The organism is Paenibacillus alkalitolerans (genome assembly GCF_016482785.1).
GTDB classification, from domain to species: Bacteria; Bacillota; Bacilli; order Paenibacillales; family YIM-B00363; genus Paenibacillus_AE; species Paenibacillus_AE alkalitolerans.
The window spans coordinates 1-13,509 of sequence record NZ_JAEMXM010000018.1 but is presented as its reverse complement, the minus strand read 5'-3'; the positions used below and the strand labels follow the sequence as shown (position 1 = coordinate 13,509).

The window sequence follows — 13,509 nt, the reverse complement described above, 5'->3', positions numbered from 1 at the left end:
GACGCATCCTCAGGAATCGGCTATAGGGTCAATAATTGACCTTATTCGAAGGAATAGGGTCAGTTTTCGACCTTATACGGATTCGGGGAGGAGTTTTTTGATGGTTGGACAGCGGAATAGGCGCAATTTTTGACCTTATCCGCCACCACAAGGGATGCGTTACGTTGTAATAGGGTCTAAAATTGACCTTACTCACAGAAATAGGGTCAGAATTTGAGCTTATTTCTAATTATTCAGCCATTTCATGTGGGGATTCGCAGTCATTTTTCGGTTTCGTTTACCTTGTGGCGCTTTCTCCCACCGCAGAAAGTACCTTGCCGACGAAAATCGGGTTCCCCCAGATGATATATCGACCTTTTATTGTCGGCATCATCGTAGAAATATTGAAATTTTGCTTTGCCTCTGTCCGGGTCGGACTCGTTCATGTGCCGCATACTGCAGTGGTCACCCGCTGACGCTCGCCGAGCCGCCGGCTTTGTTTTGCTGGCGCAAAAACTCCCGTCCGTACTCGCCATGGGGATGAACGATCGCATTTTCCATTTGGATGGTGGAGTGGGTGATGCCGTACTTTTTCTCCAGCGTCTCGTTGATGGCCAAGATGATGCAATGCGGTTGGATCGAATCGTTAACGAACACATGCGCCGTCAAGGAATAGTGATCCGTCGACACCGCCCAAAGATGCATCTCATGCACGTCCTCGACGCCTTCCACGTTCGCGATGTCGCTGCGGATTTGGTCGAGGTCGAATTTCTCAGGGACGGATTCCATCAGAATATAGAACGATTCCCGGATAATTTTCGCGCCTCCTGTGAAGATAATGCCGCCGATCACAAGCGAAATGAGGGGGTCGAACCACATTAGTCCCGTCCACCAAATCAACAGAGATGACACGATAACGCCGGCCGAACTGAGCAAATCGCCGATAAAGTGCCACAGCGCGCTCTGCACGTTCAAATTTTCCTCTTCCTCCATGCTGCGGGACAGCACGAACGTCAGCACCAAGTTTACGATGAAACCGATGACGGCAATCGTAAGCATGATGGGCAAATTGACGGCCTCGGGATTCAACAAGCGCCGGACCCCTTCCCAAAAAATACCTAGCGATATGACGCAAAGCGCAAGACCGTTCAAGAAGGAAGCGATAATTTCGAAACGCAAAAATCCAAACGTAAACCGGGCGTTCGGCGGGCGGGTAGCCAAGTAGATGGCCGTCATGCTAAGCGACAGCGCCAGCACGTCGGAAATCATGTGAGCCGAATCCGACAATAACGCCAATGAGCCCGAGACGATGCCGCCGATCACTTCAACAACGGTAAAACAAGCGGTAATGATCAGAGTGATCCAAAGGGATTTCTTAGACGCGGATTGTTCTTTGACGTGGCGCAAATGGTGAAAATCATACATAGCCGGCACCTTCTTCGCAATCATGTTTTACGAGTTCGATTATAATAACTATTTTATAATAATTATTTTATAGATTATATAGTATGTAATGTTTTTCTACAATAAGGCAAACCGGCTCCGTCATACTTTGTCATCAAAATGAAATGTCCGTGTTATGCGGCTCTAATATACGCAAGGTATAGTAATTGCCAAGACCCCCTTTTTGATATATATATGATTGGGACCTGACAGCCGGGAAGCTTCAGGTCCGCCTTTTTTTTACGCAGCATATGTCATAAATCCACGAGGACGCGGTCCCGCCGGCGAAAATAACACCATTGTTTAAATCCGAGTTCTTTCAGGCGGGCTCTCACCAATTCCCACTCGTCGCCCACTCGGTCGACGACATGCGCGTCCGAGCCGAACGTGACAGCAACGTTGTAGTGAAGCGCCAGCTCCAGAATCGAATCGGACGGATACCATCCTCCGACTTCTTTGGTTTTTCCCGACGTGTTGATTTCGATCGCGATGTCGCAATCGCCGATGATTCGAATCGTATCCTCCACCGCTTCGCATTGAATGTCCGAGAAAGACGGATAATTCGCTTTCATTGCGTCGATATGGCCGAGAATGTCGAACATGCCGCTTTTCGCGGATTCCGCAATCTGCCTGTAGTAGCTGTCTTTCGCCGCGATTTGCTGTTTGCCGGTCAAGTTGTTCCAACGCCGCTTATTAAATATCGATACGCCGTCGCTCTGGTGAACGGAACCGATGATATAGTCGAAGGGGTATTTGGCGTAAATTCTTTTGTATTTGTCGAGATGCTCGGGGAAGAAGTCGGACTCGACGCCGAGCAGCACTTCGATCCGCTCGCGGTATTTCTCTTTTAACCGAAGCACCTCTTCGATATAAAACGGAAATTCGCTCGCAGCCATTGCGATGTTCGGAAACGGTTGATCGTCCGGATGGCCGAAGTACGGCGAATGATCGGATATTCCGATAACCGAAAGACCGCGGGCGATCGCGGACTCGATGTAGTCCTCGATCGTGCCTTTGGCATGACCGCACCGGTTGTGATGCGTGTGCAAATCGAATTTCATCGTGAAACATCACCTCTAAACACGGTCTATTGATTAACGTTATTCTGTCCCCAGAAATTGCGTTTCAGGCATCCCTTTCAAATCGCTTAAAAATTGCTTCATGGCGGAATTGAGGTATCTTCCGGATTTCACAATCACGCCGACCGGATGGCTGCTCTCCAGTTCCGCGATTTGAATCATCCTGAGCGTCCCCATGCGCAGTTCGTTCGCAATGGACAGCTTCGACACGATCGCCGCGCCCATATTGAGTTCCGCCATCCGCTTCACTTCCTCGCTGCTGGACAGCTCCATCACGATTTGCGGCACGAGCTTGTGCTTATCGAATACGGAATCGACAAACCGTCTTCCCGCCGTCTCCGGTGAAAGCAGGATAAGCGGCACGTCTTGAAGCGCGCTTACCGGAAGCCGCTTATTGTCGGCGAGCGGATGATCGGGGGATACGACTAGTTCGAAGGTGTCGTAATACAGGACGGATGTGACCAAGCTGGGCGTCTTTTCAAACAAATAACCGATGCCGATATCGACGCTTCCGTTCTCGACGCTGGTCATAATTTGCGATGATGTCATGGAGTGGATCGTCGTTTTGATTTGCGGGTACTGGTTTTTGAAGTAAGAGAGCACCCGCGGAAGAATCTGCATCGCGATGGATGTCGTTGTGCCGAGGCGGATCAGTCCTTGCGGGGTGTTGTCCATGTCGGCCAGCTTCAGCTTCAGCTCTCCCACGATCGCAAGAATTCGTTCCGCATGCTCCAGAAACAGTTCACCCGCGTCGGTCAATGTGACCGGTTGGTTTCTGTCTACAAGGAGCGTTCCGAACTCGTCTTCCAAGCTTTTAATTTGCGCTGAAACAGCAGGCTGCGTAAGATTGAGCAGTTCGCCCGCTTTTCGAAAGCTCATCGTCTTGGATATCGTGAGCAATGTTTCGAGTTGGTTTAAGTTCAAGCCTTTCCCCTCCCGTCTAGATCATTATAACATCAGAAGCCAAAGTAAATTTAAACATATTACTCCCTTCTAATGTTTCAAGGAAACCTTTCTCTAATCGCGATCTGGCTCCTGTGATTTTACTTCGAAGATGTTTCCTTAACAAAATAAATTGTTTAAAAAATGGCGAGAGCCAATTGAAACGCATTCATGTACAATAAGGATATATTTGATGCCAAAATGTGCGAAAACCCCGGAGGAGAAGCGATGGACCGAAAGAAAGTTCGAGCATGGATATTGTACGATTGGGCGAATTCCGCCTATGCAACGACCATGATGGCGGCGGTGCTGCCGATATTTTTCGTGAATGTGCCCGGCAAGCTCGTCGGAGATACGGCGGCGGCCTCGTATTGGGCGTATACGCAGTCAGCGGCCATGCTTGTTCTCGTTGTTTTATCGCCGATTCTCGGAGCCGTCGCCGACGTATCGAGATCGAAGGTCCGTTTGCTTGCGGTTTTTATGGGCATCGGCGTGCTGTCTACCGCGCTGTATACCTTGGTCGGCGAGGGAGACATGACGCTGGCGATATGGCTCACTTTGTTAGGCGTCGTCGGTTTTAACGGTTCTCTTACATTCTATGACGCACTGCTCGGGGATATCGTACCGAAAGACAAGCGCGACCGGGTATCCGCTCAAGGCTACGCATACGGCTATTTGGGCGGAGGATTGCTCCTTGCCATCAATATTGTAATGATTGAACAGCATGAATGGTTCGGTTTAACAAAGACGGACGGCACTCGGCTCGCATTTTTATCCGTAGCTGTCTGGTGGCTTCTGTTCTCTTTGCCGCTGCTTCGGCGGGTGAAGGAAACCGCGCCGGAGACGGCGATGAAAGCCGGCGTTGCGGTAAAGCTGGCGTTTCAACGGTTGGGGAACACGTTCCGCCATTTGCGGCATTATCCGGAGCTGCTTAAATATTTGGCGGCGTTCTGGTTTTTCAGCGACGGCATCGGAACGATTATTAAGATGGCAACCGTGTACGGCGAGACGATCGGGATCGGGACGTTCCACTTGATTTTGGCGCTTCTGATCACGCAGTTCGTCGGTTTGCCGTTCTCGTTATTGTTCGGCAGGCTCGCGGAGCGTTTCGGCGCGAAATCTTCTTTGTACGCCGCGCTCGGCGTGTATGTCGGAATCACGATTTTGGGTTACTTTATGACGTCGGCGTGGCATTTTTACGCGTTGGCCGGCTTGGTCGGCGTCGTTCAAGGCGGGAGCCAGGCGCTCGCCCGCTCAATCTTTATCCGGCTTATTCCTGAAGGACGCTTCGCGGAATATTTCGGCTTTATGAGCATATGGAGCAAGTTTGCGGGCATCGTCGGTCCTCTTGTGTTCGGCATCGTCACTCAGTTAATGGGCAGCAGCCGGCTCGGTATTTTGGCGGTTGTGGCGTTCTTTATAATCGGCATCGGGCTGTTGACGACGGTAAATATTGCGAAAGGCGAACGCGAAGCGGGCCGCGGGCCGGTGCGCGCCGACCCGCAGGCGCCAAGCGTAACGGGTTAATCTTCGCAAGCGAGGCCTGTCTCATACGACAGATCGCTCAACGCCTCCGTGAATTGCTGCCAAGCTTCCTGTTTGTTCGCTGCGGGCGCTTCCACCCAGCCGGCCGCCGCGCCGATAACCTGCTCTCCGTCGGCAATGGAGCGGTTCCACACGTCCCAGAACGTATCCTGGGACGTGTTGCTGCCGTCGGAGGGATGCGCCCACGCCGAACGCCGTTCGTTCGCCGCGTCGGCAGGATCCTTCCGCCGGCCTGGGACGAACGGCTCGATTGCGCCGCCTGTGAGCGCGCGTTTCACGCCGAACGGGTCGTGGAACAAGCGCATGGCGGCGAGCATGTCGCGGTAGCTCTCGTTCCAAAGTCCGGGATGAACATCCACCGCCGATTCCGGGTAAGTTTCCTTCGCCGCGGCCGTTAACGCCTCGCTCACGCCGGCCGGCAGATTCGGTCCGCTGTCGAGATAAGGGGCTACCGGAGTACGTCTAGTGTCCAGCCGCATATACCGTTCCGTTACCAATGTGTCGAGCGCGACTTCAAGCCGTTGATGATCGCGGCTGCGCGACCCTTGCCTTGCAAAGACGAACGGGTGGGCGTTGCGGTCGAGCACATGATGCCCGATAAACCCAAGCACATAGACGGTCTTGGGATCGTCCAGCTCCAAGCCCTCGCATTGTCCAAGCAAAGATCGCAGGAAAGCGCCGCATCTGCTCTTGTGCAGAAGCGATCCAAGCCGGTTGGCGGCCGCCGCTTTCCCTTTCATCCACGGATAAAACCGATGATAGAACAGCAAGTCGGGTCCCTGGCAGCCGAACCGGAACAGATTGGCGGCTGCGGGATTTTTTAGGACTTTATTCGTAATACCAAGACGTTCGAACACTTCCTCGCCCCAAATAAAATGGGTCCAAACATTCGGCAAAGTCAATCATCTCCTATACTTGTGGGGGAAACTCGGTTATAATGTACCTAAAGTTCACTCTATTAAATAAGTCCTTGTGCCTACTACTTTCGGAGGTCGAATGAATGAACTCGGATTATATTAACCCTTTCCTCGAATCAGCCCGCATAGTGATTGAACAAGTTGCAGGAGTGAAGCCGTCGGCCGGACAATTAGGGATTAAAGATATCGTTGCTCATGACGGGTATCTCTGGATACATATCGGCATGACGGGTCAAATGGACGGCGACATCATGTTCGGTTTGCACGAAGACGTGGCGTTGAAGATGGTATCGGCGATGATGGGCGGCTACGCTTTAACGGAACTCGGAGAGATTGGCCACAGCGCCATATCCGAACTCGGAAACATGATCAGCGGCAATGCGAGCACGATGCTGTACGACAGAGGCGTAAGGGTTGACATTACGCCGCCGAAGATTATTCAGGCATCGGATTCTTTTAACCTGAAAGCGAAACAGGCGCTGTCGATCCCGCTCAAGATGGACGGCATCGGAGACTTAGACATTCAAGTGCTTATCGCGTAAAATACATATTATGAAATCTTATGGTTGCCTCTACATGCGGTCCGGTTGCGCTCAGTTGCGCCGGCGGACTCGATAGAGGTTTTCTTGTTCTTGAGGAGAGTACGCGATTATGTTATCGTTGCAGGGCAAAGTCGTCGTCATTACAGGCGCTTCCAGCGGGATCGGGGCCGCGGCGGCACGACGTTTCGCCGCGTTGGGCGCCGTCGTTATCGCAACGGCACGATCGAAGGAGAAGCTTGCACGGCTTTCGGACGGCGCGGAAGCTCCGGCGGGAGGCATGTTGTTTACGCTCCCGCTGGATGTTACAAGCGACCGGCAAGTGAACGAAACGTTCGAGCATATCTACGCGGCCTACGGTACGGTGGACGTGCTCGTGAACAACGCGGGATTCGGTATGTTTCAACCTGTAATCGAAGCGCCCTTGAACTCGTTCGTCGACATGATGAACGTCAATTACTTCGGTGCGGTTCGATGCGTTAAGTCGGTTTTGCCGCGTATGACCGCAGCGCGTTCTGGCCACATTGTCAATGTGGCATCCGTAGCCGGCGTTGTCGGAACGGCAAAATCCGCAGGGTATTCGGCGACGAAGCATGCCGTCATCGGCTTCACGGACGCGCTGCGCCAAGAGCTGCATGGAACTGGCGTGCATGTCGCCTCTGTGAATCCGGGACCGGTGAACACGCCGTTCTTCGATATGGCCGATCCGGAAGGCTCGTACCGTCGCAATGTCGGCCGGTTCATGGTCACTCCGGAGCGGGTCGCGGAAACGATCGTCAATGCGGTTGTCCGGCGGCGATCGCAGACGTTCGTTCCTGTTTACATGGGTTGGGGAGCAGCGTTTATCCGGCTTCTCCCGCCTTCGTTATTCAATCGGATTGCTTCCCGCTTTCTGAATTTGAAGTAGGTTGTGCGCCCGCTTCCCTGTGAAGCCGGCCTTTGTCGCGAATTTCTTCGAACAGTTCTCGTACGGCCGTCTTTTGCTCGGGATGGACAGAGTTCCAGTGGGAGGTTAGAGCGGGCATCGTTTTATGAATATGGTTGAACAATGCCCAATACCGCACTTTCTCCGCCGCTTCGGGAGAGTTGTCGCCGATCAACAGTTCGGCGTATTTCTCCAGCAAAGCGTCGAACGCCTGGCGAAAGTTATCGTTTATATTCATGGAACAGTCTTACCTGCCTTTCCAACGGTTTCTCGTTACAGTCTATCTCACCGTCCTTCAGGGTGTCAAAGTGCTCCCTAGCCGGCCGGTGCCATAAAGGAGTGTGCTCGGTTATGAATGATCCTTTCGTGTCTCTCGGGTTGAGCGAACGTTGGTCCGAATCGCTTCGCAGTCGGGGCATTACAACCCCGGTCCTGATTCAATCGCTTGCGGTTCCGGTGCTGCTTGACGGGGCGGATGCCGTCATCCGTTCGGGCACAGGAACCGGGAAGACGCTTGCATACCTGCTCCCGCTTGTTGAACGGCTTGATCCGTCGGTTGACCGGGAACAAGCGCTCATTCTTGCTCCCACCGCCGAACTGGCGATGCAAATCGTGAAAGAAGCGAACGAGCTGTTCGCCGGCACGAATTTAAGAGCATTAGCTCTGATCGGCGGCGCGTCTGCCAAACGGCAAATCGAGAAATTAAAGACGCACCCTCAGCTGCTGGTGGGAACTCCCGGCCGTCTCGTTGAATTGATGCGGGTAAATAAATTGAAGACATCCGGTATCCGGGTGATCGTTGTGGACGAAGCGGACCAGACTTTCGCGCTTGGAGCGGGAGGGGAGGCGGAGTTTATTTTGAAGGGGCTTCCGCCTGGCCGCCAAATCGTGTTCTGTTCCGCTACGATGCCGGAAGAAGCGAAGTCGATTGCCGGGCGCTGGATGAAAGAGCCGCGATGGATCGAGGCGGACGAGGAAGGCGTTACCGCCGAATCCCGCGTCCCTTCTTCTGTAGAGCACGTACTCGTTGTATCGGATGAGAGAGAGAGGGTCGATACTGTCCGCCGTCTCATTCGTACATTGGCGCCGAAATCCGCGATTGTGTTCGTGAACGATACGGAGAAGGTCGGCGAAGTCGAGTCGAAGCTGCAATTTGAAGGATTGCCGATTGCCGCTATATACGGAGACCAGCCGAAGCTTGCGAGAGCGTCCGCCATGCGGCGATTCCGGGAGGGGAAGCTGCCGTTCCTTATCGCGACCGATGTGGCCGCCCGCGGGTTGGACGCTCCGAACATTACGCACATCATTCACTTCGACCCGCCCACCGATGCTAAGGCCTACTTGCATCGTGCGGGAAGAACCGGCCGAATGGGCAAAAGAGGCGTATCCATCATGATTCTTACGCCGAAGCAGCGATTCATAGCAACGAAGATGGCGAAGGAGCTGCGCATCTCGTTTGCCGAGAAATCACTGAAGGCGGGGCAATTGCTCGCTTCCTCCTCTTCCACACAGGATCCAAAGCCGGCCAAAAAGCAGGCTTCCGCACGCACTCCGGCGGTCAAGGCAACTTCCATTGATCGCACGTCCGAGCGCCACCGCGATCGAAAAAACAAAGGCGCGCCCCGTTGGCTGAAGCAGAAGCGGGAGCTGGGGACCGGCGGCGGTAATCAAGGGGATCAGGGCCGTGCAAATCCTCCGAAAAAGCCGTAGTCCGATGCTGCGGTCAGTTTTCTATGGAGTTGTCGGCGTATTGACAGTTGTGGTTATGGCTGCGGCCGGGTTGGTATGGTATGCGGCACCATCGGAACAGCTGGACTGGACTTCCGGCCCGCCGCCGTCCATCCGGGATAAGGTCGAACAGATGATTCTCGAACGCCGGGCGTTCATTCAATTATCCGAGACTGAAATCGATGCGCTATTGAAACAGTACTGGAAGCGGCAGGCTGTCATAAACGAATACGCCGTGGTGACGGGCGCCCGGTTCGAGTTGACGGACAATGTGTTGTTGGCACATACGACAGTAAGGCTCGCCGATACGGCAGATGCCGCGCTTGTCCATGAATTTCGCCTGGATTGGGAGGCGCCGGACATCGTCATTACCCATCTATCGACGCGTATGAAAAATATTGAGTTCCCTAAAGACTGGATCCGGTTCGAACAAACGCGCTTGCCGCTTGAACTCGATCCCCGTCTTCCCGTCGCCGTGAAGTCGGTCGAATTCATGGGCGATGTCGTCGAGATTCAAATGAATTTGCGCGCTCCCGGCCTTTTTAACAACTGACTATGAACCTGAGAAGCTTGATCCCGGGTAGAATAGGGTCAAAAGTTGACCCAATGCTTATGAATAAGCTCAATAATTCACCCTATATACTCGCAGCGAGGACTTTATCGCATTTTACACCTCAGATCCCACGTAGAATAAGGTCAAAAGTTGACCCTATACTTATGAATAAGCTCAAAAATTCACCTTATAGACTCGCAGCGATCAATTTCTCGGGTTCTACACCTCAGGTCCCATGTAGAATAAGGTCAAAAGTTGACCCTATTCTTATGAATAAGCTCAAAAATTCACCTTATAGACTCGCAGCGATCAATTTCTCGGGTTCTACACCTCAGGTCCCATGTAGAATAAGGTCAAAAGTTGACCCTATTCTTATGAATAAGCTCAAAAATTCACCTTATAGACTCGCAGCGATCAATTTCTCGGGTTCTACACCTCAGGTCCCATGTAGAATAAGGTCAAAAGTTGACCCTATTCTTATGAATAAGCTCAATAACTGACTTTTTGCATCCATGGAAGCTTTCTTGTGATAACGATCCCTTGACGAATTGGTCATTAAACTGTAATATTTGTAATAACAGATATTGACCATCTTTGACTAATGAGGCAGTTTGTTAAAATAAAACGGAGGTGTTGTATTCTATGGCCAATCTTTCGGATCGCGATATCATATCGGAAGCTATCGCAGGTGCTGCGGAAATGATCGGCCCAAGCGTCGTGCGCCTTTCAAGGGGGCATGGTGTCGGTTCGGGCGTCGTTTATGACAAAACGGGACATATCGTCACGAATGCTCATGTGCTGCGCGGAAGCGGTCCGCTTATGGCCAGCTTCGCTGACGGTAGAAAATTGCGCGGCGCTATTGTCGGCGCCGACGAAAGCTATGACCTTGCGATCGTCCGCGTTGAGAACGGGAGCGAGGCGATTCCCGCGAATTTCGCCGAATCGGATAGTTTGCGGCCGGGTCAAGCCGTCATCGCACTCGGCAACCCTTACGGATTGTCTTGGAGCGTGAGCTTTGGCGTCGTCAGCGCCTTGGAGCGGACCGTACCGGTCGGCCGCAGCGGAGCGCTGGAGGGCATGATTCAGACCGACGCCGCAATCAATCCCGGCAACAGCGGCGGGCCGCTGGCCACATTGGACGGCCGTGTGCGCGGAATAACGACAGCAATGCTGCAGGGAGGGCAAGGGCTCGGCTTCGCCATTCCATCCAGCTTGGCGGTTCCTGTCGCCGAGCAACTGATTGAAGGCGGAACTGCGCGTCACCCTTATATTGGCATAGAAGGGCAGGCTGAGCGGATCCCGACGCATTTTGCCAAACTGTTCGATTTGCCGGCTGACCGCGGAGTTCTCATTACCGGAGTAGTGTCTGGCGGACCGGCGGAACGGGCAGGCTTGCGAGTGTTCGACCTGCTCGTCGAGATCGATGGCCGGGCTATTCCGACACCGGCTGCGATCCGCCGCGTCCTAAGCGCGCACCGCCCCGGCGAACGACTGGACGCCGTCGTATTGAGAGACGGTAAGCTCGTACCATTTCGCCTCGGTTTTGTCGAACGGGCAGCCTGATATAAATGAGTGAGCTTTCATAAAAGAAAATGTCTCTGCGATTCCATCGCCGATGTCCTATATCAATACATTTGCTAGTTAAAAGCTTGAGAAATCAGGCTTTTTCTTTTTTGTCGAGGAACGTTAGGTAACCTTAAGTTGGAGTCGCTATAGAGAAAAAGGAAATCGATTAAATGTTCGCGAATACACAATTATTAAGTGTTTTTACGAAGTTCGTGAACACCAACAGGACAGGCGAATTTGTGAAGTTCGCAAAGATTACGTTATCAGAAATTTCAGCAAAGAGGAGAAGCAGTGATGATTTTGTATGATGATATCAATAAAATGATAAACAAAGAAGAGGGATTTGATGTTGAATTTAAAGAATCCGTGGCTGGATTAAAATCGGAGGATATCGTAGCGTTTGCAAACTCAAGAAATGGTGGAACAATCCTTGTAGGTGTAAGAGATTCTAAGACTGAGGATGGAAGGCAACTTGGAACAATAGTTGGCTGTAACATTAGTGACAATGATAAGTTAAGTATCTTAAATAAAGCGAATAGTTGCCGTCCCGCAGTTAATTTAGATATCTCTGTGTTCGATCTTCCAGAGGGTTCAATTTATGTTATCTCAATTCCTTCCGGTGACTTTAAGCCTTATTGTACAGAGAGTGGAACATATAGAATTAGAGGAGATGGTCAGAAACGAGCACTTTATCCAAACGAGTTATTATCCTTATTTATGGAAAGCGAACGTGATAAATTTGTTACCAGTTTTAGAGATGCAACTCAGACACTTGAACGAAAATTATTAGAAACTGAAGAACAAATTAAAAACGAAACTAACAAGATTATGAATAAGTTCAAGAATTTCGAAGACGATATTAATACGAGTCTTGAGAACATATCTTCTAGTGCGGAATCAGCGGAATCTAACTCGGATAGCATAGAATCAACTATCAGTGGGATGGAAGATACTCTCGATGATTTATGGTCTCTACTCTCATTCAGTCAACAATTTTTGCCTAGAGTATATATAAACGGGGATCCGACAAAAGATAGTCTAACCCTTGTAAGAGAGATTTTCTCAAGATATGTAATAAAAATCAAAACACCTAGATACTCTACAAATACTATACAATTTAATAGACAGGTAAGGATTCTCAAGTGCTTATTCCCTGAACTAAAACTACAAGTAATAAAAGAATTATGTGAAGAGATGGTTAATGAAAGAATTCAAACACTTTTTAGTAGAATCAATGAAGGCTGAAACTTCTGATAACACCGCATTCACGCATCGGGGCTAACGCCCCTTGGTCCGCAAGAAGCATTTTCGAGGAAGCTTATTCGGCGGACAACCCGCACCGGCTAAGATAGGAGCTATCTAAGCCGGTGGGGTTCGTGAATGCAAGAACGTTAGGTGAAATCCCAGCAAAATCATAAAATCCATTAATCATAGGACGATATTCGGTCAGAAACCCCAAAGGGAGGATGTGACGAATTGGCTGAATTAATATTGCCAGTAAGAAAATATAATTCTGACCCTGAACTGAAGGTTAAAATTGTTCCTGAAACGACAGCTTTCCTTTTAGTTGATTGTGATGAATCGAGTGCGGACAATAAAGTTGTAGAAAATCAGATATACTCATCTCTTGAGATCGCAAGGTATTCGGGAATGAAAATAGTTTATTTATATAATGCAATTTATGGCGTTGGTGGACCTAATGATGTCACGACACGGATCCACGGCTTAGACTACCTAGAGAATAGTTGGAAACCATTAACCCCTACTTTCAATAAGTTAATACAACCGCTTGAAAGTGAAGCTGTTATACCAAAATCTCATAAAGATGGGTTCAATGGTACTGTGCTTGATTATTATTTAAAAACATGGAACATAGATACGATAATTGCTGTAGGATTCCATATAAAATCATGTTTATTTCATACCTGCATAGGTGCCAGACATAACAATTATCGTGTGATTATGTTGAGAGATTGTACCAATTCAATGGAATTCCCCGATACAGTGGATTCCAGTAATCCAGAAGGTGGATGGTTAAGGTTTGTTTTTTTAAGAATATATGAAACTGACGTAGGTTACACTTCAACCTCGACTGAACTTAAGCAAGCCTATTTATAATAACAAAGTACGAGAATTAATAAATGTGGTTATTTCGAAGAAGGCTGGGACATCACCAAACACCGCATTCACGCATCGGGCCTTACGGCCCTTGGTCCGCAAGAGGGAATTTCAGGGAAGCGGATTCAGCGGACACCCTGCACCGACTAAGCGCATCGCGCCCGCCCCTACGGGG

The 13,509-nt window shown here is 50.6% G+C and carries 13 protein-coding genes; 8 read left to right on the top strand and 5 right to left on the bottom strand.

The features are described 5' to 3' along the window. Positions 1 to 444: 444 nt before the first annotated feature. The 3 genes from JET16_RS21995 to JET16_RS21985 form a co-directional block, all read right to left on the bottom strand. Positions 445 to 1,404, bottom strand: a complete 960-nt coding sequence (locus JET16_RS21995; protein ID WP_199620468.1) for a cation diffusion facilitator family transporter — start codon at positions 1,402 to 1,404, stop codon at positions 445 to 447. A gap of 272 nt (positions 1,405 to 1,676) precedes the next feature. Further along, positions 1,677 to 2,483, bottom strand: a complete 807-nt coding sequence (locus tag JET16_RS21990) for a histidinol-phosphatase (RefSeq protein WP_199620466.1) — start codon at positions 2,481 to 2,483, stop codon at positions 1,677 to 1,679. Positions 2,484 to 2,522: 39 nt separating this feature from the next. Then, positions 2,523 to 3,425 (bottom strand): LysR family transcriptional regulator, encoded by a 903-nt coding sequence (locus tag JET16_RS21985; protein ID WP_199620464.1) that lies wholly within the window; start codon positions 3,423 to 3,425, stop codon positions 2,523 to 2,525. A gap of 246 nt (positions 3,426 to 3,671) precedes the next feature. Here JET16_RS21985 and JET16_RS21980 point away from each other — a divergent pair, with 246 nt between their 5' ends. Further along, the gene (locus JET16_RS21980; protein WP_199620462.1) at positions 3,672 to 4,970 is read left to right on the top strand and encodes an MFS transporter; all 1,299 of its coding nucleotides are present in this window, start codon (positions 3,672 to 3,674) and stop codon (positions 4,968 to 4,970) included. Here JET16_RS21980 and JET16_RS21975 read toward each other — a convergent pair. Then, positions 4,967 to 5,884, bottom strand: coding sequence for a zinc dependent phospholipase C family protein (locus JET16_RS21975; RefSeq protein WP_199620459.1), 918 nt, complete (start codon positions 5,882 to 5,884; stop codon positions 4,967 to 4,969). The genes JET16_RS21980 and JET16_RS21975 overlap by 4 nt on opposite strands. 104 nt (positions 5,885 to 5,988) lie before the next feature. On the opposite strand from JET16_RS21975, the gene JET16_RS21970 reads away from it, so the two are divergent. Both JET16_RS21970 and JET16_RS21965 read left to right on the top strand, forming a co-directional pair. Next, a complete protein-coding gene (locus JET16_RS21970) occupies positions 5,989 to 6,447 on the top strand; it encodes a chemotaxis protein CheX (protein WP_199620457.1) in 459 nt (152 codons plus the stop codon). 109 nt (positions 6,448 to 6,556) lie between these two features. Beyond that, on the top strand, positions 6,557 to 7,351 hold the full coding sequence (locus tag JET16_RS21965) for an SDR family NAD(P)-dependent oxidoreductase (RefSeq protein ID WP_199620455.1): 795 nt from the start codon (positions 6,557 to 6,559) through the stop codon (positions 7,349 to 7,351). Here JET16_RS21965 and JET16_RS21960 read toward each other — a convergent pair. Further along, a complete protein-coding gene (locus JET16_RS21960) occupies positions 7,314 to 7,607 on the bottom strand; it encodes a DUF2573 family protein (protein WP_199620452.1) in 294 nt (97 codons plus the stop codon). The two genes, JET16_RS21965 and JET16_RS21960, sit on opposite strands and share 38 nt — an antisense overlap. Before the next feature lie 113 nt (positions 7,608 to 7,720). Here JET16_RS21960 and JET16_RS21955 point away from each other — a divergent pair, with 113 nt between their 5' ends. From JET16_RS21955 to JET16_RS21935, 5 genes are all read left to right on the top strand, one after another. Continuing rightward, entirely contained in the window at positions 7,721 to 9,079 is a 1,359-nt protein-coding gene (locus JET16_RS21955; RefSeq protein WP_199620449.1) for a DEAD/DEAH box helicase, read from the top strand. A 40-nt stretch (positions 9,080 to 9,119) separates the two neighbouring features. Next, positions 9,120 to 9,650, top strand: a complete 531-nt coding sequence (locus JET16_RS21950) for a hypothetical protein (protein WP_199620446.1) — start codon at positions 9,120 to 9,122, stop codon at positions 9,648 to 9,650. A gap of 642 nt (positions 9,651 to 10,292) precedes the next feature. Next, complete coding sequence (locus tag JET16_RS21945) at positions 10,293 to 11,213, top strand: S1C family serine protease (RefSeq protein WP_199620443.1); 921 nt, start codon at positions 10,293 to 10,295, stop codon at positions 11,211 to 11,213. Positions 11,214 to 11,510: 297 nt separating this feature from the next. Beyond that, entirely contained in the window at positions 11,511 to 12,461 is a 951-nt protein-coding gene (locus JET16_RS21940; RefSeq protein ID WP_199620441.1) for an AlbA family DNA-binding domain-containing protein, read from the top strand. Positions 12,462 to 12,692: 231 nt separating this feature from the next. After that, entirely contained in the window at positions 12,693 to 13,334 is a 642-nt protein-coding gene (locus tag JET16_RS21935) for an isochorismatase family protein (RefSeq protein WP_199620439.1), read from the top strand. The last annotated feature ends 175 nt before the right edge of the window (positions 13,335 to 13,509 follow it).